The 26537-nt window shown below is 59.1% G+C and carries 28 protein-coding genes and 3 pseudogenes; 13 read left to right on the top strand and 18 right to left on the bottom strand.

The window, feature by feature from the left end:
- Positions 1 to 45: 45 nt before the first annotated feature.
- The 4 genes from ACZZ0D_RS18020 to ACZZ0D_RS18005 form a co-directional block, all read right to left on the bottom strand.
- Entirely contained in the window at positions 46 to 255 is a 210-nt protein-coding gene (locus tag ACZZ0D_RS18020) for an SEC-C metal-binding domain-containing protein (RefSeq protein WP_008083915.1), read from the bottom strand.
- Entirely contained in the window at positions 252 to 746 is a 495-nt protein-coding gene (locus tag ACZZ0D_RS18015) for an LEA/WHy family protein (protein WP_463553927.1), read from the bottom strand. Before ACZZ0D_RS18015 ends, ACZZ0D_RS18020 begins: the two co-directional genes overlap by 4 nt.
- Before the next feature lie 119 nt (positions 747 to 865).
- Positions 866 to 1342: a YchJ family protein gene (locus tag ACZZ0D_RS18010; RefSeq protein ID WP_053117790.1), complete on the bottom strand. Its 477-nt coding sequence runs from the start codon at positions 1340 to 1342 to the stop codon at positions 866 to 868.
- A 4-nt stretch (positions 1343 to 1346) separates the two neighbouring features.
- Positions 1347 to 1844: a DUF6231 family protein gene (locus ACZZ0D_RS18005; protein WP_159815023.1), complete on the bottom strand. Its 498-nt coding sequence runs from the start codon at positions 1842 to 1844 to the stop codon at positions 1347 to 1349.
- 199 nt (positions 1845 to 2043) lie between these two features.
- Between ACZZ0D_RS18005 and ACZZ0D_RS18000 the strand changes: the two genes are divergently transcribed.
- The 4 genes from ACZZ0D_RS18000 to ACZZ0D_RS17985 all read left to right on the top strand — a co-directional run bounded on the left by ACZZ0D_RS18000 (position 2044) and on the right by ACZZ0D_RS17985 (position 4745).
- A complete protein-coding gene (locus ACZZ0D_RS18000) occupies positions 2044 to 2739 on the top strand; it encodes a PA1041 family peptidoglycan-binding anchor lipoprotein (RefSeq protein WP_053117794.1) in 696 nt (231 codons plus the stop codon).
- Positions 2740 to 2827: 88 nt separating this feature from the next.
- Positions 2828 to 3550, top strand: coding sequence for an OmpA family protein (locus ACZZ0D_RS17995; protein ID WP_463553926.1), 723 nt, complete (start codon positions 2828 to 2830; stop codon positions 3548 to 3550).
- A 162-nt stretch (positions 3551 to 3712) separates the two neighbouring features.
- The gene (locus ACZZ0D_RS17990) at positions 3713 to 3994 is read left to right on the top strand and encodes a DUF1145 domain-containing protein (RefSeq protein ID WP_053117797.1); all 282 of its coding nucleotides are present in this window, start codon (positions 3713 to 3715) and stop codon (positions 3992 to 3994) included.
- Positions 3987 to 4745, top strand: a complete 759-nt coding sequence (locus ACZZ0D_RS17985) for a collagen-like triple helix repeat-containing protein (protein WP_053117799.1) — start codon at positions 3987 to 3989, stop codon at positions 4743 to 4745. The genes ACZZ0D_RS17990 and ACZZ0D_RS17985 overlap by 8 nt, the downstream gene beginning before the upstream one ends.
- A 207-nt stretch (positions 4746 to 4952) precedes the next feature.
- Here the strand turns inward: ACZZ0D_RS17985 and ACZZ0D_RS17980 are convergent, their stop codons facing one another.
- On the bottom strand, positions 4953 to 5417 hold the full coding sequence (locus ACZZ0D_RS17980; RefSeq protein ID WP_463553925.1) for a CopD family protein: 465 nt from the start codon (positions 5415 to 5417) through the stop codon (positions 4953 to 4955).
- 99 nt (positions 5418 to 5516) lie between these two features.
- On the opposite strand from ACZZ0D_RS17980, the gene dinG reads away from it, so the two are divergent.
- From dinG to pdxH, 5 genes and pseudogenes are all read left to right on the top strand, one after another.
- On the top strand, positions 5517 to 7661 hold the full coding sequence (gene dinG, locus ACZZ0D_RS17975; RefSeq protein ID WP_008085357.1) for an ATP-dependent DNA helicase DinG: 2145 nt from the start codon (positions 5517 to 5519) through the stop codon (positions 7659 to 7661).
- A 95-nt stretch (positions 7662 to 7756) separates the two neighbouring features.
- A pseudogene (locus ACZZ0D_RS17970) lies at positions 7757 to 10229 on the top strand (beta-galactosidase).
- A gap of 220 nt (positions 10230 to 10449) precedes the next feature.
- Positions 10450 to 11595, top strand: a complete 1146-nt coding sequence (locus tag ACZZ0D_RS17965) for a serine hydrolase domain-containing protein (RefSeq protein WP_426618207.1) — start codon at positions 10450 to 10452, stop codon at positions 11593 to 11595.
- Positions 11596 to 11708: 113 nt separating this feature from the next.
- Positions 11709 to 12812 (top strand): OmpA family protein, encoded by a 1104-nt coding sequence (locus ACZZ0D_RS17960; RefSeq protein ID WP_463553924.1) that lies wholly within the window; start codon positions 11709 to 11711, stop codon positions 12810 to 12812.
- A 23-nt stretch (positions 12813 to 12835) separates the two neighbouring features.
- Complete coding sequence (gene pdxH, locus ACZZ0D_RS17955) at positions 12836 to 13483, top strand: pyridoxamine 5'-phosphate oxidase (protein WP_159815730.1); 648 nt, start codon at positions 12836 to 12838, stop codon at positions 13481 to 13483.
- A gap of 5 nt (positions 13484 to 13488) precedes the next feature.
- Here pdxH and ACZZ0D_RS17950 read toward each other — a convergent pair whose 3' ends face one another.
- The gene (locus ACZZ0D_RS17950; protein WP_463553923.1) at positions 13489 to 13725 is read right to left on the bottom strand and encodes a hypothetical protein; all 237 of its coding nucleotides are present in this window, start codon (positions 13723 to 13725) and stop codon (positions 13489 to 13491) included.
- 177 nt (positions 13726 to 13902) lie between these two features.
- Between ACZZ0D_RS17950 and ACZZ0D_RS17945 the strand changes: the two genes are divergently transcribed.
- Positions 13903 to 14367, top strand: coding sequence for an outer membrane lipoprotein (locus ACZZ0D_RS17945; protein ID WP_007918566.1), 465 nt, complete (start codon positions 13903 to 13905; stop codon positions 14365 to 14367).
- A 71-nt stretch (positions 14368 to 14438) separates the two neighbouring features.
- Here the strand turns inward: ACZZ0D_RS17945 and ACZZ0D_RS17940 are convergent, their stop codons facing one another.
- From ACZZ0D_RS17940 to ACZZ0D_RS17930, 3 genes and pseudogenes are all read right to left on the bottom strand, one after another.
- Positions 14439 to 14690 carry a pyocin S6 family toxin immunity protein gene (locus tag ACZZ0D_RS17940; RefSeq protein WP_401242404.1) on the bottom strand — a complete coding sequence of 84 codons (252 nt, stop codon included), beginning with the start codon at positions 14688 to 14690 and terminating at the stop codon, positions 14439 to 14441.
- Positions 14691 to 14709: 19 nt separating this feature from the next.
- Entirely contained in the window at positions 14710 to 15897 is a 1188-nt protein-coding gene (locus ACZZ0D_RS17935) for a colicin E3/pyocin S6 family cytotoxin (RefSeq protein WP_463553922.1), read from the bottom strand.
- A 236-nt stretch (positions 15898 to 16133) separates the two neighbouring features.
- Positions 16134 to 16316: pseudogene (locus ACZZ0D_RS17930) on the bottom strand (Na+/H+ antiporter NhaA); the annotation flags it as partial.
- Between ACZZ0D_RS17930 and ACZZ0D_RS17925 the strand changes: the two are divergent.
- Positions 16315 to 16581 (top strand): annotated as a pseudogene (locus ACZZ0D_RS17925) (outer membrane lipoprotein); the annotation flags it as partial. The pseudogenes ACZZ0D_RS17930 and ACZZ0D_RS17925 overlap by 2 nt on opposite strands.
- 62 nt (positions 16582 to 16643) lie before the next feature.
- Here ACZZ0D_RS17925 and ACZZ0D_RS17920 read toward each other — a convergent pair.
- The 6 genes from ACZZ0D_RS17920 to nhaA all read right to left on the bottom strand — a co-directional run bounded on the left by ACZZ0D_RS17920 (position 16644) and on the right by nhaA (position 20817).
- Positions 16644 to 16901: a DUF7683 domain-containing protein gene (locus tag ACZZ0D_RS17920; protein WP_150651391.1), complete on the bottom strand. Its 258-nt coding sequence runs from the start codon at positions 16899 to 16901 to the stop codon at positions 16644 to 16646.
- Positions 16898 to 17128 (bottom strand): DUF7683 domain-containing protein, encoded by a 231-nt coding sequence (locus tag ACZZ0D_RS17915; protein ID WP_400753862.1) that lies wholly within the window; start codon positions 17126 to 17128, stop codon positions 16898 to 16900. The genes ACZZ0D_RS17920 and ACZZ0D_RS17915 overlap by 4 nt, the downstream gene beginning before the upstream one ends.
- Positions 17125 to 18312 carry a colicin E3/pyocin S6 family cytotoxin gene (locus ACZZ0D_RS17910; protein ID WP_463553921.1) on the bottom strand — a complete coding sequence of 396 codons (1188 nt, stop codon included), beginning with the start codon at positions 18310 to 18312 and terminating at the stop codon, positions 17125 to 17127. The genes ACZZ0D_RS17915 and ACZZ0D_RS17910 overlap by 4 nt, the downstream gene beginning before the upstream one ends.
- 185 nt (positions 18313 to 18497) lie before the next feature.
- Positions 18498 to 19238, bottom strand: a complete 741-nt coding sequence (locus tag ACZZ0D_RS17905; RefSeq protein WP_282354755.1) for a zeta toxin family protein — start codon at positions 19236 to 19238, stop codon at positions 18498 to 18500.
- Positions 19235 to 19504, bottom strand: a complete 270-nt coding sequence (locus ACZZ0D_RS17900) for a hypothetical protein (protein WP_159815725.1) — start codon at positions 19502 to 19504, stop codon at positions 19235 to 19237. The genes ACZZ0D_RS17905 and ACZZ0D_RS17900 overlap by 4 nt, the downstream gene beginning before the upstream one ends.
- A 125-nt stretch (positions 19505 to 19629) precedes the next feature.
- Positions 19630 to 20817, bottom strand: a complete 1188-nt coding sequence (nhaA, locus tag ACZZ0D_RS17895) for a Na+/H+ antiporter NhaA (protein ID WP_159815724.1) — start codon at positions 20815 to 20817, stop codon at positions 19630 to 19632.
- A gap of 251 nt (positions 20818 to 21068) precedes the next feature.
- Here nhaA and ACZZ0D_RS17890 point away from each other — a divergent pair, with 251 nt between their 5' ends.
- Positions 21069 to 22163: a PLP-dependent cysteine synthase family protein gene (locus tag ACZZ0D_RS17890; protein ID WP_463553920.1), complete on the top strand. Its 1095-nt coding sequence runs from the start codon at positions 21069 to 21071 to the stop codon at positions 22161 to 22163.
- Between the two features lie 131 nt (positions 22164 to 22294).
- On the opposite strand, the gene ACZZ0D_RS17885 is transcribed toward ACZZ0D_RS17890, so the two are convergent.
- The 3 genes from ACZZ0D_RS17885 to ACZZ0D_RS17875 all read right to left on the bottom strand — a co-directional run bounded on the left by ACZZ0D_RS17885 (position 22295) and on the right by ACZZ0D_RS17875 (position 25431).
- Complete coding sequence (locus ACZZ0D_RS17885; protein WP_400650631.1) at positions 22295 to 23908, bottom strand: NAD(P)/FAD-dependent oxidoreductase; 1614 nt, start codon at positions 23906 to 23908, stop codon at positions 22295 to 22297.
- Positions 23909 to 24005: 97 nt separating this feature from the next.
- Complete coding sequence (locus ACZZ0D_RS17880) at positions 24006 to 24659, bottom strand: COG3650 family protein (RefSeq protein ID WP_463553919.1); 654 nt, start codon at positions 24657 to 24659, stop codon at positions 24006 to 24008.
- A gap of 172 nt (positions 24660 to 24831) precedes the next feature.
- Positions 24832 to 25431, bottom strand: coding sequence for a short chain dehydrogenase (locus tag ACZZ0D_RS17875; protein ID WP_463553918.1), 600 nt, complete (start codon positions 25429 to 25431; stop codon positions 24832 to 24834).
- A gap of 104 nt (positions 25432 to 25535) precedes the next feature.
- Between ACZZ0D_RS17875 and ACZZ0D_RS17870 the strand changes: the two genes are divergently transcribed.
- Positions 25536 to 26450: a LysR family transcriptional regulator gene (locus ACZZ0D_RS17870; protein ID WP_463553917.1), complete on the top strand. Its 915-nt coding sequence runs from the start codon at positions 25536 to 25538 to the stop codon at positions 26448 to 26450.
- Positions 26451 to 26537 lie beyond the last annotated feature (87 nt).

Below are 26537 nucleotides of genomic sequence, written 5' to 3'. Positions count from 1 at the left end.
TCGCGAAGGCTTCAGATCAGGCGAAGAAGCTCTCCGCCCAGAGCATCACGCCCCGTGGCACTTCTTGAATTTCTTGCCGTTGCCGCATGGGCACGGGTCGTTGCGGCCGACGTCTTTCAGGGCGTTGCGCACCGGTTCCTGGTGGGCGTGGCCGCAGTTCGGGCCGTGTACGTGACCGTGGTCATGATCGTGGTGATGGTCATGATCATGATCGTGGTTGCAGTCAGGGCCATGGACATGAGGTTGCTGAGTCATCGGTGTTGCTCCGGAATAAAATCGGCGGGGATTATCACGCCATTGCGCTCAAGGTGCACGTAGTGGGCGATGAATAAACCGGTTTCCATTTGACCCTGCAATCGATAAGGAATCTGCTGGTCGGGTTTTTTCAGCAGTTTCACCACGTCTTTGACCTTCGGCCACAGGTTGGTGCGGATCGGCACCTTGAAGTACGCGCTGTGCTTCGGCCCGACGGTGAACCAGTGTTCATGCTCGCCTTCAGCCAAGAGCATATCGCCCAGATGAATGCGGTATTCGAGGCCGCGCACGGTCAGGTCGCTGTCGTTGGGATTGTCGACACGGAAGTGCAGGATGAATTTCTGCTCGAGCAGTTTCGCCCGCACCACTTCGACGTTCACCAAGTGCACGGCGGGGTCGACGCTGTCGTCGCTGAACCACGAGGCACAGCCGCCGAGGTTGAGGAACAGCGTGAGGATCAAGAATTGGAATGTGCGCCGACGACCGAGCATGGTTTAACTCCCTTTGGTGCCAGTCTAGACGCTAAAAGATCGCAGCCTGCGGCAGCTCCTACAGGAGATCGCGTCCCCCGTAGGAGCTGCCGCAGGCTGCGATCTTTTGATCTTCAACCTTAAGCGCCGAAATACCCAGCGCAGCACTTCTTGAACTTCTGCCCGCTGGCGCATGGGCAACTGTCATTGCGCCCCAGTTTCAATTGCACTGTCGGGTCGATGAAATACCAGCGCCCGGCGTTCTGCACAAACGAGGAACGCTCGCGATGGCTGTGCTCACCCTGATCGTCGTGCCAGCGCGCAGTGAAGGTGACGAAGGCGTGTTCCGGCTGCCCACCAAAGACTTCCGAGCTCTCGACTTCCAGGCCGAGCCAGGTGCTCTGCGCGCTCCAGTTGCTGATCGACTGCCGATCCAGACCCGCTTGCTGAGCGGGCAGGGTGGTCGCCACCAGATAGTCGATCAGGCCCAGCACATAAGCGCTGTAGCGCGAGCGCATCAAGGCTTCAGCACACGGCGCCGGCAGGCCGTCGTGATAATGGCCGCAGCAGGCATCCAGCAGGTTGCCGCTGCCGCACGGGCAAATGGCTGTACTCATTGCATTACCACCAGTATTTCCCGAAATTTTCCGGATTGGCCCAGAACCGCGCGTTGAGCCAGTCGGGGACTTGTTTGTAGTCAAGCAGATCGTAGGTGAACAGGGTCAACACTTGATCGTCGCGCTGAAAACGTTCGCTGGCTTGCAGGGCCAGCGAATAGAAATCGGTTTCCTGCCAGCCGCAAGCCGACAGATCTGCCAGTACCGCAATGCGGCTGGCATTTAAATTTCGAATCCCGCCCAACAGATTCAGGCCATCGCGCTTGGGTAAATGTTCCAGGCAATCGACCACCAGCGCCAGATCAAAACGCTGCGCAGCCAGTTCGGCGGGCAAAGCACCGGGGGCGGCGTGGGCGACAACGGAGTCCGGGTGCGCCTCCTTGAAAGCAGTCAGGGCCGGGAATTCGCTGGCGCCGATCAACAGCAAACGCGCCGGGGCGTAGCGATCCAGCAATGCGGCCAACGCCTGTTGCGGCGTGCGGGAAGAAATGGCGACGTTCATCGAAGCTCCTCAATCAGACCGCCAAGACTAGCCTGCCTGATCACGCCCGCAAAGAGCCCTGTCCCGCGACTTTGCGGCAATTGCGGCGAAGTCCTGTGAACACAGTCGCAAACAGCAGTGGCCTATTGCTGGCGGAGATTAAAACTCCGGTCTTTACTCCCTGAATCGGTTTCAAGCCGATCCCTCAGGAGAAAACCAGATGAGCATAGTGCGGACAGCATTACCTTTGATTCTGCTAACCAGTGTGTTGACGGGTTGCGCAGGTTTGCAGAAAACCGACTGGCCGACCTGTGCGGCGGTCGGTGGTGTCGTCGGGGCCGGTCTTGGCGCGACGGAAAGTTCGGCGTGGGCGGGCTACGGCGCGCTGATCGTAGGCGGTACGGCAGCGGCGTATTGCTGGGTACATGGTGATGGCGACGAAGACGGCGATGGTGTGCCGGACAGCCGCGACAAGTGCCCGGGCACTCCAAAAGGCGTGCAGGTCGATGCTGACGGCTGCCCACCACCGGCTCCAGCCCCCGTGGTTGAAGAAGCGGTAGTGGTCAAAGAAGAAACCATCGTTATTCGTGATGTGCACTTCCAGTTCGACAAAGCCACACTGACCAGCCCTGACAAACAGGTGCTCGATAAAGTCGCGACGCGCCTGAAACAGGAATCCTCGACTGCACAACTGACCGTCACTGGTCACACCGACAGCGTGGGCAGCGATGCCTACAACAAAAAACTGTCGGATCGCCGTGCGCACTCGGTGGTGGAGTACCTGATCCAGCAGGGCGTGCCACGTGCCAGCTTCGTTTCGGTGTCGGGTCTGGGTGAAAGCCAGCCGGTCGCTGACAACAAAACGGCAGACGGTCGCGCGCAAAACCGTCGCACCGAAATCAAAATCCAACGCTAGCCCCCTCGCATCCGCGGCTTGTGCAGTCGCGGATGCGGGTCTTTACTCCTGTGTAACCGGTATGGGCCGGTGACACAGGAGCTTTCAAATGAGTGTTTTCTCAAGGTCCGTCTTGCCGGTTCTGCTGCTAGGCAGTTTGCTCACCGGTTGCGCCACGCACAGCGATGGCACTGCACCCCTCAATCAACGTACGTGGCCGGTCTGCAGCCTTCTTGGCGGCTTGGTCGGTGGCGGTCTTGGCGCCATTGAAAGTGGCGGCTGGGCCGGTGGCGGCGCAGCGCTGGGGATTCTTGCCGGCGGACTGATCTGTTACGCCCAGGATGGCGATGAAGACGACGATGGCGTGTTCGACCGCCGCGACCGTTGCCCCGATACGCCAGCCAATACCCCGGTCGATCACCGTGGCTGCCCGTTGCCGCAATATCCGGTCACCGAAAAAACACCGGAGCCTGTGCCGCAAACGGAAGTCATCACCCTCAGTGATGCCGGCGATGTCTTGTTCGATTTCGACAAGTCTGACCTGACGCCTTCGGCCAAAGCCCTGCTCGATACGCTGATGGACAAACTGCGTAATGCCGACGTGGTGAGCATCAAGGTCATCGGTCATACCGACAGCAAAGGTTCGGACGCTTACAACCAGGCGCTGTCGGAACGTCGCGCCAGCAGTGTCGCCTCCTATTTGCTGAGTCAGGGTCTGTCGCCGAATAAGCTCACCAGTGAAGGACGTGGCGAGAGTGAACCGGTGGCTGACAACGCAACCGATGAGGGCCGCGCGAAAAACCGTCGCGTGGAATTGCACATCAATCGTTAGGACGCGTCTGTAGGGCGCAGGCTAGAGCCGCCGGGCTTCGATCATCGTTGACCCGGCGGCCATTTGGCGACTTGTCTGGATTTTTTCTTTTCCCCTCTGGCTTATCCCCCGCAGAAGCCGTTACTGTGCGTCCAAAGAATAATTCGCAACACGGGGGAGCGTATGAAAGTGTTCTGGGGGCTGGGGCGGTTGTTGACCCTGCTGTTCTGCTGCGTGGTGCTGGCCAATCAACTGGTGCCATTCGTTCATCCGCTGCACCTGCTGGTCAATCTGGCTGGCGGTCTGTTGTTGCTGATCCACGTGCTCGAAGTGCTGCTGTGCAATCGCAGCCTCAAGGGGCGTCCGCACCCTTGGCGTGACCGTGGCCGCATCCTGTTGTTCGGCGTATTCCACCTGCAAACCATCCCGGCCCCGGCCGCTCCGGAGGCTTCTTCCCATGCGTAAACTTTGCCTGCTCGCTGCATTCATCAGCCCTTTGGCCTGCGCCCAAGTGGTGACGGTTGAAACCAACTCGCTGATGCGCCTGCCCAACACCACCAGCACCTTGCAACTTGAACGTCTGGACGTGGCTGATTACGGCACGTTGCTGATTCCATCGAACGTGACCGAACTGACCGTGGGCGAATTGCGTCTGGGTCATGAGGCTCGAATCGCCATCGTCCCGGCGGAACAAGCGCTGGAGATGAAAGTGGCGCGCGCTGAATTGAGCGAAGGCAGCCAGATCACCGCGCGCGGTGCTCCCGGTACTTATGAAAAAGCCGCGCGTGCGGGGCGCAATCTGAATCTGCAATTCAAAGCGTTGAGCGCGCCGCAACTGTTGGTTGATGCCCGTGGTGGCACCGGTGCGCCGGGGTTTGTCGGTCTGGATGGCGGCAACGGTGAGGATCCGGGCTGCACTTATGGTTCGGCCGGGCATGGCTTTGATGGCAGTGACGGCGCCGACGGCCAGCCGGGGGCACCGGGTGCGCTGGTGCGGCTGGAAGTGCCGCGCGAGTTTCCGGCTGAGCTGATCAAGGTCAATGTGACCGGTGGCAACGGTGGCCCGGCGGGTGTCGGCGGCAAGGCAGGCAAGGGCGGCAAGTCCAAGGGCTGCCTGGTGTATCGCGCCGATGGCGGCAAAAATGGCAAGGCCGGGGCGGATGGACAGCCTGGGCCAGTGGGTGCGGCGGGGGCTGTGACTGTTCAGCGCCTGTAAAAGCAGACCCTCACCCCAGCCCTCTCCCGCAGAGAGAGGGGGCCGACCGAGATGACTCACGCTATCCATCGACCTGAAAAACCGAGTCGATTATGGATTCAACGCCAATCTTTCAAGTCGGCGTAGCTCTTCAATATCCCCCATTCAGTCCCCTCTCCCTCCGGGAGAGGGCTAGGGTGAGGGGACTTTTGATCTAATCCCCGATCTTCAAATCATTGGCCTCGCCGAGGCAATCGCCACCAGCACCAACCCAACAATCAGATTAATCCCCACCACCCGCCGAATCCGCCCCAGCACCGCCGCACCCGTCGGCCAGTCCTTGGCGTCCACCGCCGTGCGCAATTCCGGCAGCATCAGCCCTTGAATGCGGATAAACAGCGCCGTCATCACCACGTACAACCCGATCATCACCTGCACATATTTCGGCGCGGTTTCAAACCCGACCTGCTGCAGATGCAACATGCCCACGCCGCTAATCGGCAACAGGATCACCGCGACCCACACCCAGCGGAAAAAACCTTGAAACACTTCCACCCACAAGGTCAGCCGGGCGGGGCCGTCGAGGGCCTTCACGGCCGCGGGGCGCAAGACCATCCAGGCGAAAAACATGCCGCCGACCCATACCAGGGCGGACAGGACATGCAGGGGGTAGACGAGGCTAAAAAGTGTCATTGGGTTACTCCGTTCTGCGCAGGATCGATTCGCGGGGTATGATAGCCGCCGATCCAAACCACTGAAAATTTATCCAGCGTTTTTTGCGCCCGACACTCAATGATCAGCACTGAACTCAAAACCACGATCCAGGGCGCCTACTCGCGTTTTCTTGAAGCCAAGAGCCTCAAGCCGCGTTACGGCCAGCGCCTGATGATCGCTGAAATCGCCAAAGTCCTCGGGGATATCGACACCGACGACGAAGGCCGGCGCAGTGGCGACCCTGCAATTGTTGCGGTGGAAGCCGGCACCGGTACCGGCAAGACCGTGGCCTACAGCATGGCGGCGATCCCCACGGCCAAAGCCGCCGGCAAGCGTCTGGTCATCGCCACGGCGACCGTCGCGCTGCAAGAGCAGATCGTCTACAAGGATTTGCCCGACCTGATGCGCAACAGCGGGCTGAATTTCACTTTCGCCCTGGCCAAGGGCCGTGGCCGCTACATGTGCCTGTCCAAGCTCGACATGCTCTTGCAGGAAGGCCACGCGCAAACCGCCACCGCGCAGCTGTTCGAAGAAGAAGGCTTCAAGATCGAGGTCGACGAAGCCAGTCAGAAGCTGTTCACCAGCATGATCGAGAAACTCGCCGGCAATAAGTGGGACGGCGACCGCGACAGCTGGCCGAATGCGCTGGAAGACGCCGATTGGGCGCGTCTGACCACCGATCACAGTCAGTGCACCAACCGTCATTGCCCGAACTTCGGCCAGTGCGCCTTCTACAAGGCCCGCGAAGGCATGGGCAAGGTCGACGTGATCGTCACCAACCACGACATGGTGTTGGCTGACCTGGCATTGGGCGGCGGCGCGGTGCTTCCCGATCCGCGTGACACCATTTACGTGTTCGACGAAGGTCACCACCTGCCGGACAAGGCCATCGGCCACTTCGCCCATTACACGCGTCTGCGCTCCACCGCCGACTGGCTGGAAACCACCGCGAAGAACCTCACTAAACTGCTGGCCCAGCATCCGCTGCCGGGCGATCTCGGCAAGTTGATCGAGCAAGTGCCGGAGCTGGCGCGGGAGATCAAGGCGCAGCAGCAGTTCATGTTCAGCGCCTGCGAACAGGTCGCCGATTTTAAACCCGGCGAAGACGTCGAGGGCCGTGAGCGGCCGCGCCATCGTTTCGTCGCCGGGGTGATTCCCGAGCACATGCGCGAAATGGGCATCGAGCTGAAGAAAGGCTTCTCGCGTCTCAACGATCTGTTCACGCGTCTGACCGACCTGCTCAAGGAAGGCATGGACGGTGAGGTCAACATCGGCATCGCCAGCAATCAGGCGGAAGAGTGGTATCCGCTGTTTGGCAGTCTGTTGTCCCGTGCCTCCGGCAACTGGGAGTTGTGGACGGCCTTCACCGCCGAAGACCCGGAAGACAGCCCGCCGATGGCGCGTTGGCTGACTTTGGCTGAAAGCGGTTCGCTGTTCGACATCGAGGTCAACGCCAGCCCGATTCTGGCCGCCGAAACCTTGCGCCGCAGCCTGTGGAACGTCGCCTACGGTTGCCTCGTTACGTCCGCAACCCTGACCGCACTGGGCACTTTTGACCGCTTCCGCATGCGCGCCGGTTTGCCGAAAAAAGCCGTCACCGCCGTGGTGCCGAGCCCGTTCCATCACGCCGATGCCGGCGTGCTGCGAGTGCCGGATCTGAAAGCCGATCCGCGCGATGCTCCCGCGCACACCGCCGCGATCATTCGTGATCTGCCGGATCTGGTCGAAGGCTCGCGCGGCACGCTGGTGCTGTTCTCTTCGCGCAAACAGATGCAGGACGTGTTCGACGGCCTCGACCGCGACTGGCGCAAGCAAGTGTTCATTCAAGGCAACTTGTCGAAACAGGAAACCCTGAACAAGCACAAGGCGCGCGTCGATGGCGGTGATTCCAGCGTGCTGTTCGGTCTCGCCAGTTTTGCCGAAGGCGTCGACTTGCCGGGTGCTTACTGCGAGCACGTGGTGATCGCCAAGATTCCGTTCTCGGTGCCGGACGATCCGGTCGAAGCGGCGCTGTCGGAATGGATCGAAGCCCGTGGCGGTAATCCGTTCATGGAAATCTCGGTGCCCGACGCCTCGCTGAAACTGGTTCAGGCCTGCGGTCGTCTGCTGCGTACCGAAGAAGACCGCGGCACCATCACCTTGCTGGATCGGCGCCTGGTCACCCAGCGCTACGGCAAGGCGATCCTCAATGCGTTGCCGCCATTCCGTCGTGAAATATCCTGAGACATCGGTGGGCAGTTTTGCCCGCCGTGTTGTCTATCTCTCTGCCATCGCTTTTCCATTGGCCATTATTGGTCGTTAGGGAGAACTCCGTTCTTATGATCCGCCGTTCGCTGCCTGCCGTTTTCGCCTTGATCTTCGCAGCCCCTCTGCTGGCAGCGCCTGCCGGTCAGCAGACCCTGTTCAACTTTGTCCGCCCGGCGGACGTGGTCAAAGTCACCACCGAAAACGCCGATCTGCCCCAAGCCAACGCTGAGCAAACCGCAGAAGGCGAAGTGCTGCGCCGGGTGACGTTCAACCCGGTGGCCCGTCCGACCCTGCGTCTGACCCCGCAGACCGGTGCCTGGGACTGGTCGCAGTCGGGCATGATGAGCCTGCGTCTGCAGAGCGCGATGAACTGGGCCGTGACGGTCTATGTGCAAATCCAGAGCAATGACGGCCGCACACTGGTCAGCCGCGTCGACCTGCCGGCCGGCCCTGCGCAAACCTTGCTGGTGCCGCTGGTGGCGTCGACGCCGCTGAGCCAGGGCATGAAAGCCGGGCCGCCGATGCCGATGACCGTCGACGGTCAGCGCATTTTGCTGGCCGCGAGCAGCGGTGAGATTGATCGCAGCCAAGTGGTATCGGTGAGCCTGTCGATGGATCAGCCGAAAGTCGCGCATAGCTTGCTGCTTGAGCGTTTCGGCGTGCAGGACGGTGAGTCGGTCAGCCAAGCGGTGTACGGCAATCTGGTCGACGCTTACGGGCAATCGACTCGTAGTAAATGGCCGGAAAAAATCGCCAGCGACGAACAGCTGAAATCCGCCGCCGCCAAGGAACAGCAACAATTGAAAACCTGGCTGGCCGAGCGCGAGAAGTCCTCGCTGGACAAGTTTGGTGGCTGGAACAAAGGCCCGGCGTTCAAGGCCAGTGGCTTCTTCCGTACTGAAAAGCGTGACGGTCGTTGGTATCTGGTCACGCCTGAGGGGCATCCGTTCTACTCCCTCGGCGTCAACACCGTCAGCCCCGACGTCAGCCAGACGTACGTGACAGGTCGCGAGTTCATGTTCGAATCCTTGCCGAAACCGGATGAGCCGTTGGCCAGCCACTTTGGTGAAGGCGACAACCGTGGCGGCAATGGTGTTGATCAAGGTCGAGGCTACGGCAACGGCCGCTGGTACGATTTCTACGGCGCCAACTTGCAGCGTGTGTACGGCGAACCGTGCAAAGCGGACAGCGCAGGCAAATCCGGGGTCGCTGAAGCGGCGAAGGCTGAAGCCACTGAAACCGCCGCCGCCAAAGCCGCAGAACCTGCCGCTGTGCCGGCAGAGCCGAAGTCAGGCGTCGCCGAAGCGGCCAAGACTGAAACCGTGCAAGTGGCCACTGAAAAGGCTGCCGCGCCGTGCAAAGCAACTATTGATGAGCAACAGTGGGCCAACCACACGCTCGATCGCCTGCAAGCCTGGGGCTTCAACACGGTCGGCAACTGGAGCGCCGATTCGCTGAGTGAAGCCGAGCGCGTGCCGTACACCTTGCCGCTGTCGATCGTCGGCGATTACACCAGCATCAGCACCGGCAGCGACTGGTGGGGCGGCATGCCCGATCCGTTCGACCCGCGTTTCGCCATGGCCACCGAGCGTGCCGTGGCCATCGCTGCTCGCGATCACCGCGACGATCCATGGTTGATCGGCTATTACGCCGACAACGAACTGGCCTGGGCGGGTCCAGGGCGACGATGCTAAATCCCGTTACGCGCTGGCCTACGGTACGTTGAAAATGACCACCGACGTGCCGGCCAAACGCGCATTCCTCAAGCAATTGCGCGACAAGTATCGCAATCAGGCGGGCCTGTCGAAGGCGTGGGGCATTGATCTGCCGGCGTGGGAATTGATGGAAGACCCGGGGTTCGTGCCGCCGCTGCCGAACCCCGAGCACCCGGAAATCGAGGCAGACTTCAAATATTTCCAGAAAGTCTTCGCTGACACCTACTTCAAGACCATCTCCGATTCGCTGAAATGGCACGCGCCCAACCAGATGCTGTTGGGCGGTCGCTTCGCCACCAGCACCCCGGAAGCCGTGGCGTCCTGCGCGCAGTATTGCGATGTGCTGAGCTTCAACATGTACACGCTCAAGCCGCAGGATGGATATGACTTCGCTGCGCTGGGAGCTTTGGACAAACCGGTGCTAATTACCGAATTCAACTTTGGCTCGGCTGATCGCGGCCCGTTCTGGGGTGGCGTGACGCAACTGAGCAAGGAAGAAGATCGTGGGCCGGCATATGCCAATTTCCTCAAACAGGCGCTGAGTGAACCGTCGATCGTCGGCGTGCATTGGTTCCAGTATCTGGATCAACCGGTGACCGGGCGTCTGCTCGATGGCGAGAATGGACACTTTGGTCTGGTGGGCGTGACGGATCTGCCGTATCAGGGCTTTGTTGAAACCGTGCGCAAGAGCAATTTGCAGGCGATGGATCAGTTGGGTCAGCAGGCGCAGAAAGCGCCGGTGCATGAAGCGGAAGGCGGCCGCAAGGGTGAGGCCGGTAAGGGCGCGGGGGCCGGGCATGCGGGTGGGCATTCGGGGAATGGTCATTAAGGCGTGATACCGCGTTATCGTTCTTCGCGAGCAAGCCCGCTCCCACAGGGGATCTTTGGTGCTATCGAGATCCAGTGTGGGAGCGGGCTTGCTCGCGAAGGCGTCAGGCGCCTCAACCCAAAATCTGAAATAACCGTCTAGCCCGCAGCTGTTCCCAAATCCCTCAAGGGCTGGAACAATGCGGGCCACTTTGTAGAGCGTTTTCGCGGGGGAGTTGCGGGTGCAGATTCAGGGACATTACGAGCTTCAATTCGAAGCGGTGCGCGATGCTTTCGCCGCGCTGTTCGACGATCCCCAGGAACGCGGCGCAGCCTTGTGCATTCAGGTCGGCGGAGAAACCGTCCTCGACCTCTGGTCAGGTACCGCCGACAAGGACGGCGCCGAAGCCTGGCACAGCGACACCATCGCCAACCTGTTCTCCTGCACCAAAACCTTCACCGCCGTCACCGCGCTGCAACTGGTCGCCGAAGGCAAGTTGCAACTCGATGTGCCGGTCGCCCGCTACTGGCCGGAATTTGCCGCCGCCGGCAAAGAATCCATCACCCTGCGCCAATTGCTCTGCCACCAGGCCGGTCTGCCGGCGCTGCGTGAATTGCTGGCGCCGGAAGCCCTGTACGACTGGCAAACCATGGTCGACGCCCTCGCGGCGGAAACGCCATGGTGGACGCCGGGCACTGGCCACGGTTACGCAGCAATCACTTATGGCTGGCTGATCGGCGAATTGCTGCGACGTGCCGACGGTCGCGGCCCGGGCGAATCGATTGTTGCCCGCGTGGCCAAGCCGTTGGGGCTGGATTTCCACGTGGGTCTGGCTGACGAAGAATTCCATCGCGTGGCGCATATTGCGCGCGGCAAAGGCAATCCCGGAGATGCCGCCGCGCAACGTCTGCTGCAAGTGACCATGCGTGAACCGACTGCCATGAGCACCCGCGCCTTTACCAATCCGCCGTCGGTGCTCACCAGCACCAACAAACCGGAATGGCGACGCATGCAGCAACCGGCGGCCAATGGTCACGGCAATGCGCGCAGCCTCGCCGGCTTTTATGCCGGGTTGCTCGACGGCAGCTTGCTGGAAAGCGACATGCTCGAAGAGCTGACCCGCGAACACAGCCTCGGCGAAGATAAAACCCTGCTGACCCGCACCCGTTTTGGTCTGGGCTGCATGCTCGACCAACCCGATGTGCCTAACGCCACCTACGGCCTCGGCCCACGGGCGTTCGGCCATCCGGGCGCGGGCGGATCGATCGGTTTTGCTGACCCTGAGCACGATGTCGCGTTTGGTTTTGTGACAAATACCCTTGGACCTTACGTTTTGATGGATCCGCGCGCGCAGAAGCTCGCGCGGGTGCTTGCCACTTGTCTATAAAGCAACACCCGAGGTCTCTGTATCGGAACCTCGTGCAATTTTTCGATTCAAAGCGACAGTTTATCCGGGCGAAAGTGCTCTGATTTTTCATTACTTTATTTTGTGGATTTTCAATGTCATCTAAAAAGACCCTCGCCCTGGCCCTGTGTGTAGCGATCACCGGTTGCGCACAGACCCCAAAGAACGATGCGGAAGGCGCCAGCACTTGGTGGCCGTTCGGTTCCTCAGACAAAGTCGCGGCCAAAGAGCCAGCTCCAGCCCCGTTGAAACCTGCCGCAACCGCGCCGGTTGCCAAGTCTGAAAGCAGCAACCCTTGGTACTGGCCGTTCGGTTCCGATGACGAAGCCGTCAAGGCTGACATGAAGGCCGAAGTCGCGCCTGAAGCGAAAAAACCGGTCGCCGTGGCCAAGGCTGATGCCGATTCGGGCGCTAAATGGTGGTGGCCGTTCGGCGACAAAGACGATCAAACCCCTAAAGCCGTGCCGATGCCAGATCCGAAAGTAACTCAGGCCTGGCTCGACGATTACGAGCCGCGCCTGCGCGAAGCGGTCAAGGACAGCAACCTGCAACTCGAGCGCCGTGAAAACGTCTTGGTCGTTACCGCACCGGTAGAAGGTTCGTTCAACCCGGATCGCCCGGCCATGCTGTTGCCGGTCACCCTTGGCCCGTTCACTCGCGTGGCTAAAATCCTCGAAGCCGATCCGAAAACCGCTGTGCTGGTACTCGGTCACAGCGACACCAGTGGTTCTGCGCCAGCCAACGTCAAACTGAGCCAGGAACGTGCACAAGCCATCGCGGCGATTTTCCGCCTCAGCGGTTTGCAGCGTGATCGTCTGATGCTGCGCGGCATGGGTTCCGAAGCACCGCGTGCGGCCAACGACAGCGTTGAAGGTCGCGCCCTGAACCGTCGCGTCGAGATGCTGGTGACTCCGCAAAACACCATGGTTGCCCTGCTGAGCAAGTACAACATGCCAGCACCGAAGCCCGTCACCATGGTGGCGGCGCAAGACGTCAAGCCAGTGGCCAAACCGGTAACTCCGGCTCCGGCCGCGAAGAAAGCCGCTGTACCGGCCACCAAAAAAGCCCCGGCGAAAAAAGCCGCTGCCAAGGCTCCGGCGAAAAAAGCCCCGGCCAAGGCACCGGCGAAGAAAACCACGCCAGCCAAAGCGTCGACCACCGACAAGAAAGTCGCGGCGACCGATACCACCAAAAAGTGATTCGCTAACGAAAGGAATGCGCCATGACCCAGGCTCTGGCAGATATGCGTCGTGATTACACCCGGGATGGTTTGTCCGAGGCGCAAGCCCCGGCCGAGCCGTTTGCGCTGTTCCACCAGTGGTTCGCCGACGCGGTGAAAACCGAGCAGGCACCGGTGGAAGCCAACGCCATGACCCTGGCCACGGTTGATGCGGACGGCCGTCCGCATTGCCGCATTCTGCTGCTCAAGGGCCTGGACGCGCAGGGCTTCACCTTCTTCACCAATTACGAAAGTGCCAAGGGCCAGCATCTGGCGGCGAATCCGTTTGCCGCCATGACTTTCTTCTGGCCAACCCTAGAGCGCCAGGTGCGCATCGAAGGGCGCGTCGTGAAGGTCACGCCGGAAGAATCCGATGCGTATTATCAGGTGCGTCCGCTGGGCAGTCGCCTCGGTGCATGGGCGTCGCCGCAAAGCCGGGTGATCAACGGTCGTGGTGAGCTGGAAGACCTGCTTAGAGCGACTGAACAACGTTTCTCCGACAGCCAGCCAGATTGCCCGCAACACTGGGGCGGTTACCGCTTGCTGCCTGAGCGCATCGAATTCTGGCAGGGCCGTCCGAGCCGTCTGCACGATCGCCTCAACTACCGTCTGCAGACCGGCCAATGGTCTGTTGAACGTCTGGCACCTTAAGCAGTCTACCGAGCGAGATAGCTTGCCGCAGCGGCAATGAGCCACTGCGGCAGATCGCGGCGCTTGATCTTCTGCGCCCGAGCGCTCGCCAGTTGCTCGAGCATGTAGGCGCGTTTACCTTCATCCTTGCCGGCCAGCGACAGCGCCAGGTCGCGATCCATCCAGCGTTTGATCCGTACGTACAGCCACCCGTGGAAGTACAGTCCGGCGATAGTGGTGACGACTATGATGAAGTAATCCATGAAAATCCTTGGGGGCGGTGGCGCAGGATCCGTAATTTGGCGCTACTGTAGGGCTCTAGAAGGAAACGTGCAGGCGTCTGTACCTCGCCTGAATGAAAGCAAATTTGTCCGGGCTGCGCCGTGACAGGCGTCAAGCAGCGGAGTTTAATGAATATATGTTCTTTTGGAGTTGATGCTATGCGTAAGTCTGTTCTGCTGGTTGCTTCCTTTTCCACGATGGCGATGTTGCTTACCGGCTGCCAATCGAGCCTGACCGGTGACTCCTACTCCCGTGACGAAGCGCGTCGCGTGCAGACGATTCGCATGGGCACCATCGAATCCCTGCGCCCGGTCAAAATCGAAGGCACCAAAACCCCGATCGGCGGCCTCGCCGGTGCAGCAGTCGGCGGCGTCGGCGGCAGCGCCATTGGCGGCGGCAAGGGCAGCATCGTTGCAGCGGTCATCGGTGCGGTGGCGGGTGGTTTGATTGGTTCGGCGACGGAAGAAGGTTTGACCCGTACTCAGGGTGTGGAAATCACCGTACGTGAAGACGACGGCAGCATGCGCGCCTACGTGCAGCAGGTTCAGGAGAACGAAGTGTTCCGTGTTGGCGAGCGGGTACGGATTTCCACTGTCGGCGGGACGAGCCGCGTTTCGCACTAAGCGAAAGCGAGTTGTTGAAGAAAACCCCGATCAGGTGACTGGTCGGGGTTTTTCTTTCTTACATCTTCAAGTCAAGACCCGGCTCGGGTGCCAATGAAATATTCCAGGCCTTCGGGGAACTCAGTTTCCAACAGCTTCGCGGCTTGCCTGATTTGAGCATCATTCATTTCCAGTTCGCCTGGTTCCAGATCTTCAAGGGATTTGGATTCTGTGATCTGTGCTAATGCTTGGTTAAGCTCGTAGTCTTTTATTAGCAGCTCGAACTGCAGTGAATCGTCTTGTGCTTCGTCAGGCAAGAATCCAGTAATGGATAAGTAGCGCATAACTTTTCTCGTTGTTGAGTCATTTTGGAGTCGTACGGCCCGGTTTTGCTTTTTTGGTCTGCCTTCCGGTTACGTGATCGAACTCTCCCAGGTGTATTCCTAATTTGTCAAAAATCTCGACAGCACCGCTTTTTGAGTCCCACTCATATATCCGGTTCTTTCGATCAAGCCAGCGGGCTCTTTTCTTTCCTCCTCCTTGCACTGAAGCTTTTGACTTCACCCTTTTCGTGTCAGGGAATGCGGGAAGCGTGTCTGGATCGTCGTAATACTTATGGTCTGGGAGTTTGCTTAAAACAATGTAAACCGGCTGAACCAATGAGCCCGCGGGAAAAACCAAAATGAAATCCCGGTACTCCGGCGGATAAACCGGATTAACCAGAATCCCGTCCGCCGCTTTCGTCGGTGGATACACCCAGATATGCGGCGCTTGCGGTGCAGCCTCCAGCGCCGGAATACCGAGAATGTCGGAGCCATCCACAGCAGGCGTCCAGATCAGTTCGACGCCTTCACCCAGATCCGCAATGAACTGGCTGCCGCGCGCGGTGAACTGCACGACATCAACCATTTCCCAATTACGATTCTTGCCGGTGTAGAAACCGTAACCTTTCAGACTGCCGTCGGCCTGTTGTTCGATCCTCAGCCGAACGCGAGTTCGCGCCTGCTCAAGTCCGCGCAACTGCTCGTCGGTATACAGCGCACTGTCGCCAAGACTCGATGGCATGAACAGCGCGACCAAACCCACCAAAGGCGCAACAGCCGCACTGGATATCACAGCGGGTAGTGTTTCCAACACCGAACCCGCCAACGCCAGACTGCCAAACCCGGCAGGAATGGCGGTTGCACCGATTTTCTTGAGCGGGACGCCGCCGCTATCATCAGCCTCACGCGCGCCCAGCAAAATCAGCTCACCGTAGTCCTTCAAACCGTCAGTCGGCACCATCCCCGAAGGATTGGCGTAATCGATGATCGCGTCCGGCAATTTGCAGGACTTGGCGAATACGCAGCCGGCCCGAACGACATCGTCCTTTTTCGCCGCCACTTCCCGACCACGCTCGAAAGCCTCCTGCCGGGCCAGCATGGCGTCGTAAGCATTTTGTCTGGCGTCGCGGTCAGCCAGTTCACTGGCCGTCATGTAGCGGTAGGTGACGTGATGCCCGTCGCCTTGCGGTGGGTTGGGAACCCGGGGAATGTCCTTGTTGCCAGCCACTGATCGTCCTTTCGTTCATCCATCGACAGCCCCTCGCAAGGGACTGGGCAACGTTAACGAAGCAGGAAAATTGTGGCTGTAGGACGCGTCTCTAAAGACGTAGGGATTAGTCGCTGTGTATCAGTGTGGCGGGACTTGTGGCGAGGGGATTTATCCCCGATGGGCTGCGCAGCGGCCCCAAAAGAATGGGACTGCTGCGCAGTCCATCGGGGATAAATCCCCTCGCCACAGGTGTTCTACGTAGGATTCGGTAATGTGTTTCGGCGACTCGCCGCCGCTGTCACCGCATAACCAATCAGCGCCGCCAGAATCGAGCCGGTCAGAATGCCCATTCGATCCATCCCGGCGTAGTCGCTCACGCCCGGTTCAAAGGCCAGCGAACCAACAACCAGGCTCATGGTGAAGCCGATACCGCAGACCCCGGTCGGCGGCCTCGCCGGTGCAACCGTTGGCGGCGGCACGGGCAGCATCGTTGCAGCGGTCATCGGTGCGGTGGCGGGCGGTTTGATTGGTTCGGCGACGGAGGAAGGTTTGACCCGTACTCAGGGTGTGGAAATCACCGTACGTGAAGACGACGGCAGCATGCGCGCCTACGTGCAGCAGGTTCAGGAGAACGAAGTGTTCCGTGTTGGCGAGCGGGTACGGATTTCGACTGTCGGCGGGACGAGCCGCGTTTCGCATTAAGCGATAGCGAGTCGTTGAAGAAAACCCCGATCAGGTGACTGGTCGGGGTTTTTTTAGGACATTTACTCGCTTCCATGACAACCCATTTGAAAATTGTACTTAGAGTCGTAGAAGGCTCGACCGATTAAAGCTTCCAATTGCTTTATCTGCTCTTGGTCTAGGTCATAACCAAAGATTTCGTCTTCGGGGTTGACCCAATGCATGATTATTCTGAGCCGCTCAATGTTTCCATCGGGAACGGGGATCTCGAAAACCAACCGATCTGTGCGTTTATTAAATGCCTCGACGGTGTGATTGAGCTTGAAATTGCCGTAAGTCATTCGATGCACACCAACTGAACTATGTGATTTGCGTCCAAGAGCTTTTCTCCAGTCCAGTCCTCCAAAACTTTGATCTGCTCTTCGTCTAAATCAGAGCCATCGAACTCATCTTCAGGTTCTTGCCAGTTCATCAGCGCCTTCAATGCTTCCTTGTGATGCGCCGCGATCTCTACGGTAAGGAGCAAATCCTCAGTCGTTCGATCGAATACCTCTATGACATGCTTCATTTTTCTACTCTCCTTGTGGAATCGGCAGTCTTTGTTTGTTTCCCTGTTTCCGGGTCGTATTCTCCAAGATGTTTTCCTTGCTTGGTGTACATCTCAACCTTGCCATGCTGAGAGTCCCATTCATAAATTTTCCCCGATGCATCTTTCCAACGTCTTCGCTTTTTTCCTCCACCGCGAACGGAGGTTTTCAGTGGTGCAGGTTTTGCGTCTGGATAGGCCGGCAGCGAAGCAGGGGCGGGGTGGTATTTGAAATCGTTTGGAACGTTTAAGACTATATATACCGGCCTAACACCCGAATTAGCCGGAAAAACCAAAATGAAATCCCGGTACTCCGGCGGATAAACCGGATTAACCAGAATCCCGTCCGCCGCTTTCGTCGGTGGATACACCCAGATATGCGGCGCTTGCGGTGCAGCCTCCAGCGCCGGAATACCGAGAATGTCGGAGCCATCCACAGCAGGCGTCCAGATCAGTTCGACGCCTTCACCCAGATCCGCAATGAACTGGCTGCCGCGCGCGGTGAACTGCACGACATCAACCATTTCCCAATTACGATTCTTGCCGGTGTAGAAACCGTAACCTTTCAGACTGCCGTCGGCCTGTTGTTCGATTCTCAGCCGAACGCGAGTTCGCGCTTGTTCAAGTCCGCGCAACTGCTCATCGGTGTACAGCGCACTGTCGCCAAGACTCGATGGCATGAACAGCGCGACCAAACCCACCAAAGGCGCAACGGCCGCACTGGATACCACTGCGGGCAGGGCTTCAAACACCGAACCCGCCAACGTCAGACTGCCAAACCCGGCCGGAATAGCTGTTGCACCGATTTTCTTGAGCGGGACGCCGCCGCTGTCATCAGCCTCACGCGCGCCCAGCAAAATCAGTTCACCGTAGTCCTTCAAACTGTCAGTCGGCACCATCCCCGAAGAATTGGTGTAGTCGATGATCGCGTCCGGCAATTTGCAGGACTTGGCGAATACGCAGCCGGCCCGAACGACATCGTCCTTTTTCGCCGCCACTTCCCGACCACGCTCAAAAGCCTCCTGCCGGGCCAACATGGCGTCGTAAGCATTTTGTCTGGCGTCGCGGTCAGCCAGTTCACTGGCCGTCATGTAGCGATAGGTGACGTGATGCCCGTCGCCTTGCGGTGGGTTGGGAACCCGGGGAATGTCCTTGTTGCCAGCCACTGATCGTCCTTTCGTTCATCCATCGACAGCCCCTCGCAAGGGACTGGGCAACGTTAACGAAGCGGGAAAATTGTGGCTGTAGGACGTGTCTTTAAAGAGGTGGGGATTAGTCGCTGTATGTCAGTGAGGTACTGATCTGAAGAGGTTTAGAGCCATGAGTCCACAGAGAAGCCTGTTCTACCGACCTAAAGTAATTTGTCGAGCACGAACTCTTTGAACCAAGGTGGTTGGGTGTCTGATTTGATTTCAATCAGCTCGCCATCAGTGATTTCTGCTATTTGCGTCAAGCCTTCACTACCTTCATCCGAGTTATCGAATATATAGGCCCGGTTTGAGGTCAGGATAGCTTCAGACAAAAGCTCAAGAGAGCGCCAGTATCGCGCTTCTATTTTTTCGGGAGGAACGCTGTGTCCGCCTTGGGACACACGATAGGCAACCCTGGCAATGTTGATCTGAGGATCAGCGGTAGCGACGTAGTAAACGTAAACCCGGTAGCCAGACTGATGGGCTTCGGCGAGCAGGCTGACTTTGTCTGAGGAGGACATGACTGTTTCGAACGTGAAACTGATGCGTTCCTTGATCAGAGACCTACGTATGAAGTCGGAGAGGGCGGATGCGACATAGGAGTCGATTTCCGTATTGAAGAAGCTTAGGCGTTCGCCATCAATCGTAAGGGTATCGAGCTTTGCTAACGAACGAGGGGACTTCTTGAGTAGGGCATGCTCACGGAAGAAGTCGAAAATGCCTTCCTTGTGAGCCTCGATGCGGTAGGAGGTGAAATCAAAATAGCCGGTATCTTTGATTGCCCGTTCTATGTCATCAGGATTTATGTAGTTTCCCAGCAAATGCGCGGGAACCAGTCGATTGAAAGTACTTTTTCCTGAGCCGTTCGGGCCCGCAAATATCCGTATTCTGGGTGTGCTCAAGAAGTGACCTGTTTTGAGGATTTGTTAATGTGCAGGCGAGTGCCGCTTTTCAGATTTCCATAGGTACCGATTGAGCGCAGTGCAACGGAAGTCTTCTCAGTCACTTCAAACAACTGGCCGTCTTTAGCGACGAGCACCACTGCGCCATTGGCGAGCGCCATCTTATAGGCGTTGTTGAAGGCCTTCAGAGCGATATCTGGAATCCGCGATTCCTGGACGGAAATCTGATCGTCCGTCATTGGGCGTTTTTCTGCTTTACGTGACATGGATGACTCCAGAAAGTCGCTGCTGAAAAAGGTGCTGCGGCAACGAAAGATATAGCACACTTGCAAGGTTTAGAGCCAAGCCCCTCTATAAGAGAGGGGCTCTGATTTTTGTAGAAAGATGTATCTCAGGCGTTTTGTAAGGTGTTCTTGCGACTCGCCGCCGCTGTCACTGCATAACCAATCAGCGCCGCCAGAATCGAGCCGGTCAGAATGCCCATTCGATCCATCCCGGCGTAGTCGCTCACGCCCGGTTCAAAGGCCAGCGAGCCAACGAATAGGCTCATGGTGAAGCCGATCCCGCAGAGGATCGCCACGCCCATGACCTGGCCCCAGTTGGCGCCTTGGGGCAGGGCGGCGATGCCTACTTTGACGGCCAGCCAGGTGAGGCCGAAGACGCCGACGGTTTTACCGAGCAGCAGGCCGACCGCAATGCCCATCGGTACGTCGTGGGTGAAGCTTTCGACGGTGACGCCGCTCAGCGACAGGCCGGCGTTGGCGAAGGCGAACAGCGGCAGGATGCCGTAGGCGACCCACGGATGTAGCGCATGTTCGAGGGTCAGCAGTGGCGACGGCTCGGCGTTTTTCGTGCGCAGCGGGATGCAGAAGGCCAGGGTCACGCCGGCCAGCGTCGCGTGGACACCGCTTTTGAGCACGCAGACCCAGAGGATCAGACCGATGATCATGTACGGCCCGAGCTTAACCACCCCGAGTCGATTCATCGCTACCAGCGACGCAATACACGCGGCCGCGAGGCCCAGCGACAGGGTCGACAGTTCGCCGGAGTAGAAGATCGCGATGATGACGATGGCGCCGAGGTCATCGATGATCGCCAAGGTCATCAGGAAAAGCTTTAACGATACCGGTACACGCTTGCCGAGCAGGGCCAGTACGCCGAGGGCGAAGGCGATGTCGGTGGCGGTCGGGATCGCCCAGCCGCTGAGGGCCGCAGGGTTGTCGCGGTTGAGGAACCAGTAGATCAGCGCCGGCACCAGCATGCCGCCGATGGCTGCGGCGCCGGGCAGGACGATTTGCGACGGCTTCGACAGCTGACCGTCGAGGACTTCACGTTTTACTTCCAGGCCGATGAGCAGGAAGAACATCGCCATCAGACCGTCATTGATCCACAGCAGCAGGGGTTTAGCGATTTTCAACGCACCGATCTGCGCCACCACGGGGGTGTCGAGCAGGCCGGTGTACAGCCACGACAGTGGCGAGTTGTTGATAATCAGAGCCAGGATGGCCGCGGCGATCAATAACAGACCGCTGGCAGCTTCCAACTGAAAGAAACGCGTGAAAGTGCTACGCAGAGGCAAGGTCGCTCTCCATCGAATCGTCAAAAAGGTGGAACACCCTAACCCGTACTGTTAGTTGTTAAAACAAAAGTTATATTCTTTTTTGTTATATGTCGTTACAGGCTGTCTGGCTCAAGCCACGGTGAGCCTAGCAGTTGCCTGACATATTGAGACTCAGCTGTATCTGTGCGGAATATAGGATTAATCCTAATCTGACGTACGAACCTTTTCAGGAGGCCAATCTCCTGCCCGATTCAACGAGAACACAGACCATGAGCGACAACCGACAGTGGGCCCGCGAAGCCATCCGCATCATCGAAGCGGACTTCCAGCGCAGCGCCGACACCCATCTGATCCCCTTGCCGCTGCCGGGTTTTCCGGGCATCGAGCTGTACTTCAAGGATGAATCCAGCCATCCGACCGGCAGCCTCAAACATCGCCTGGCCCGTTCGCTGTTCCTTTATGCGCTGTGTAACGGCTGGCTGAAACCCGGCGCGCCGGTGATCGAAGCGTCGAGCGGTTCGACGGCGATTTCCGAAGCGTATTTCGCGCGGATGCTCGGTCTGCCGTTTATTGCAGTGATGCCGGCGACCACCTCGAAAGAAAAAATCGCCCAGATCGAGTTCTATGGCGGCAAAAGCCATCTGGTAAAAGATCCGACGCAGATTTACGCCGAATCCGAGCGTCTGGCCCGTGAACACGATGGTCACTTCATCGACCAGTTCACCTACGCCGAGCGCGCAACCGACTGGCGCGCGAACAACAACATCGCTGAATCGATCTTTCAGCAGATGCGCTTCGAGACGCACCCGGAACCGAGCTGGCTGATTTCCAGCCCCGGCACCGGCGGCACCACCGCGACCCTTGGTCGTTACGTGCGCTATCGCCAGCATTGCACTCGCGTCTTGTGCGCCGATGCCGAGCGTTCGGTGTTCTTCGACTACTACCAGACTGGCGACGCGACTTTGCGTCTGGATTGCGGCTCGCGGATTGAAGGCATTGGCCGGCCACGGGTGGAAGCGTCGTTCCTGCCGAAGGTGATCGATGCGATGGTCAAAGTGCCGGACGCCTTGTCGCTGGCGGCCATGCATTATCTGGCGCAGCGTCTGGGCCGGCATGTTGGTGGGTCGAGCGGCACCAATCTGATCGGCGCGTTGATGGCGGCGCAGCAGATGAAGGCGGCGGGGGAGTCGGGGTCAATCGTGGCGATTTTGTGCGATGGCGGCGAGCGGTATGCCGACACGTATTACGATCAGGATTGGCTGACGGCGCAGGGGTATGAGTTGAGTGGGTTGATTGAGGCGGTGGCGGCGAGTGCCGAGCGCGGTGAACCGCTGCCGACCTCAGTGCAACGCGCCAACATCTGACACACCGAAAACCAAATGTGGGGCTTGCTCGCGAAGGCAGTGTGTCAGGCGATACATGTATCGCCTGACACGACGCTTTCGCGAGCAAGCCCGCTCCCACAGGGGGGTTGGGTTGTGTCAGCTAGTGCTGATTAGTCAGTCAGGCCGAGGATGTCGCGTGCCACGGCCTCGGCAATCCGAATCCCGTCCACACCCGCCGACAAAATCCCGCCCGCATAACCCGCGCCTTCACCGGCCGGGAACAAGCCCTTCACGTTCATGCTCTGCAGCGTTTCGTTACGCGTAATGCGCAGCGGCGACGAGGTGCGCGTCTCGATCCCGGTCAACACCGCATCGTGCAGCGAGTAACCGCGAATCTGCTTCTCGAACGCTGGCAAGGCTTCACGAATCGCTTCAATCGCAAATTCCGGCAATGCCAGGGACAGATCGCCCAGCGCCACGCCCGGTTTGTACGACGGCTCGACTTCGCCCAGTTCGGTCGAAGGAATGTCGTTGATGAAGTCGCCGACCAGTTGTGCCGGCGCCTTGTAGTCGCTGCCACCCAGAATGAACGCGTGGGATTCCAGGCGTTCCTGCAACTCGATCCCCGCCAGCGGGCCGCCCGGATAATCGACTTCCGGGGTGATGCCGACGACGATGCCGGAGTTGGCATTGCGTTCATTACGCGAGTATTGGCTCATGCCGTTGGTGACCACGCGGTTCGGCTCGGAAGTCGCCGCGACCACGGTGCCGCCCGGGCACATGCAGAAGCTGTAGACCGAACGGCCGTTCTTGGCGTGGTGCACCAGTTTGTAGTCGGCGGCACCGAGTTTCGGGTGGCCGGCGTACTTGCCCAAGCGCGCACGGTCGATCAGCGATTGCGGGTGTTCGATGCGGAAACCCACCGAGAACGGCTTGGCTTCCATGAACACGCCACGGCTGTGGAGCATGCGGAAGGTGTCGCGGGCGCTGTGGCCGAGGGCCAGAACCACGTGTTTCGAATGCAGGGTTTCGCCGCTGGCCAGCTCGACGCCGACCAGTTGGCCGTCTTCGATCAGCACGTCGGTGACGCGTTCCTGGAAGCGCACTTCGCCGCCCAGTTCGCGGATCTGCTCGCGCATGTTTTCAACCATGCCGGTCAGGCGGAACGTACCGATGTGCGGCTTGCTGACGTAGAGGATTTCTTCCGGCGCGCCGGCCTTGACGAACTCGTGCAGGACTTTGCGGCCAAGGAACTTCGGATCCTTGATCTGGCTGTACAGCTTGCCGTCGGAGAACGTGCCCGCGCCGCCTTCACCGAACTGCACGTTGGACTCGGGGTTGAGTACGCTTTTCCGCCACAAGCCCCAGGTGTCTTTGGTGCGCTGGCGGACTTCGGTGCCGCGTTCGAGGACGATCGGCTTGAAGCCCATTTGCGCCAGCAGCAGGCCGGCGAAGATGCCGCACGGGCCGAAACCGACAACGATCGGGCGCTGGCTCAGGTCGCTTGGCGCTTCGCCGACGAATTTGTAGCTGACATCCGGCGCCACGTTGACGTTACGGTCGTCGGCGAACTTGCCCAACACGTTGGCCTCGTCGCGCACTTCGAGGTCGATGGTGTAGATGAAGCACAGTTCGGAGGACTTTTTGCGCGCGTCGTAGCTGCGCTTGAACAAGGTGAAATCGAGCAAATCATCGCTGGCGATGCCCAGACGCTGCACGATGGCAGGGCGCAGGTCTTCTTCGGGATGGTCGATTGGCAGCTTGAGTTCAGTGATTCGTAACATGGCGAGGATCCGGGTTCGCGGGGCGCACAACTGCGCCAGGGCGTTTGAAGGCCGCGATTATAAGCCGCAAAGGCCGGATCCGGTGAGGCTAAAACGCTCAGTCGTTGCGCGATCCGCCGAAATACCCGCAACCGCGCTGCACCTTACCGTCGATACGCAACTCGGCGGTCATGTGCTGCACGCTGCCGGTGCTGCTGTCGACGCAGCGCTGCGGCGCGACCCACAATTCGATGCGCTGGTTGTTGGCTTCGCTGCTGAGGTTGAAGCGGCCATCGCCCAACTGATCTTCAATATAGGGCACGGCGAGTGGCGGCTGGCCCTCGCGGTCGATGACCATACCTTTGCCGCTGACCTTGACGTTCCACTCCGGGCCATGGCCGGCGGCACGCAGGATCAGCAGTTTGAAATTCGGATCATCACACGCGGTGCCAGAGCGCTCGACACGATACAGCTGAGTCAGATCAAGGCGATCACCGGAGACTTTGCCGCGAACATCGGCGAACAGCTTGCCTTGCTCGTCGGCGAGGGTGGCGGCCTCTTGCAGCACGCTGGTGCCGCCGACGTCGTTGACCACCAGTTGCCGAGAATCCTGACAAGGCTGGAACACCAGTTTGCCGTCAGCGGCGGTCAGTTGCCCCTGCATCCGCGTCTGCCCGACGTGCGAGGCACTTTCACGCGGGCCATCGAACAACTGGCACGCCGCAAACAACGGCAGCAGGGCAACAAGGACTAACGAACGGGCAACACGCATCTTCGGCTCTCCAGACAAGTGTCGCCACGTTACGCAGCCTGTCAGTCAAATGCAAAAGATCGCAGCCTGCGGCATCTCCTACACCGAATTACGACGCCCGCCGGCAAAATGCAAAACATCGCAACCCCGACATTCCCCCGTAGGAGCTGCCGCAGGCTGCGATCTCTTGATCTCACCCCACGTGAAACGTCTGCCCGGTCTGTAGCCCTTCAACACTTTTCGCGTAGGCCAACGCCACATCCGCCGCAGGAACCGGCTTATAGCCACGGAAGTACGGCGCATATTTACCCATCGCTTCCAGCAACACCGTCGGGCTGATCGAGTTCACACGCAGACCACGCGGCAACTCAGTGGCCGCTGCCCGCACAAAGCTGTCTAGCGCACCGTTGACCAGCGCTGCCGACGCACCGCTGCGAATCGGATCGTGGCTGAGCACGCCAGTAGTGAAGGTGAACGAGGCATCATCGTTGGCGAATTCGCGGCCGATCAGCAGCAGATTCACTTGGCCCATCAACTTGTCCTTGAGGCCGAGGGCAAAACTGTCTTCACTCATCTCGCCCAGCGGCGCAAACGTGACGTTACCGGCGGCGCAGATCAGTGCGTCGAATTTGCCGGTCTGCTCGAACAGCTTGCGGATCGACGTGCTGTCACTGATATCCACATGGAAATCACCGCTGGTGCGGCCGATACGAATCACTTCGTGGCGTTGCGACAGTTCTTTGTCCACGGCCGAACCGATGGTGCCGCCAGCGCCTATCAACAGAATCTTCATCGAGCTGTACCTCAAGTGTGTGAACGAGGTTTCAGTCTAGAGTGGTTTTTCCTGTGGATAAGCGCACTAATAGGCAACCTTTGGTTTTCAAATGGAAACAATCCATGAGTGAAATGGATGATCTGGCGGCGTTCGCCGTGTTGATCGAAGCCGGCAGTTTCACCTTGGCGGCGCAGCAATTGGGCTGCAGCAAGGGGCAGTTGTCCAAACGCATCAGTCAGCTCGAAGCGCAGTTTTCCGTGGTGTTGCTACAACGCACCACTCGACGCCTGAGCCTGACAGCAGCGGGCGCTGCGTTATTGCCCCAGGCGCAGGCGCTTGTAGTCCAGGTCGAAAAAGCCCGTCAGGCATTGGCGCGATTGAAGGACGACATGGCCGGCCCGGTGCGTATGACGGTTCCGGTGTCGCTGGGGGAAACGTTTTTCGATGGATTGTTGCTGGAGTTTTCGCATCAGTATCCCGAGGTGCAGATCGAGCTGGAGTTGAACAACAGCTACCGCGATCTGTCCCGCGATGGCTTTGATCTGGCGATCCGTTCAGAAGTGGCCAATGACGAACGACTGGTGGCCAAGCCGTTGCTGGCCTGGCAGGAAATGACCTGTGCGAGTCCCGCGTATCTGGATCGATTCGGCGAACCGTCGACACCACAAGCGCTGGCCGAGCACCGTTGCTTGCTCAACAGCCACTACCGCGGTCGCGAAGAATGGCTGTATCACCAACAGCACGAATTGTTGCGAGTACGGGTGTCGGGGCCGTTTGCCAGCAATCACTACAACTTGCTGAAAAAAGCCGCGCTCAGCGGCGCCGGTATCGCACGATTGCCTTCCTATCTGCTGCAAGCGGAATTGGCTGACGGCCGATTGCGCTGGATCCTGCGTGATTATCAGACGCGGCGCATGCCGATGTACCTGGTGCATCCGTATCAGGGCGGTTTGCCGAAACGCACGCAGGTGCTGGCGGACTATCTGATTGGCTGGTTCAAACGCAGCGGCGAGGCGCTGGATCGCCTCCAGCGCTAACCCCCTGTAGGAGCTGCCGAAGGCTGCGATCTTTTGATCTTGAAAAAGAAAAGATCGCAGCCTTCGGCAGCTCCTACAGAGATTTTT

Source organism: Pseudomonas sp. AC193 (assembly GCF_979258075.1).
Note: the sequence above shows the minus strand (reverse complement) of the source record. Positions and strands in the feature narration are given on the sequence as shown.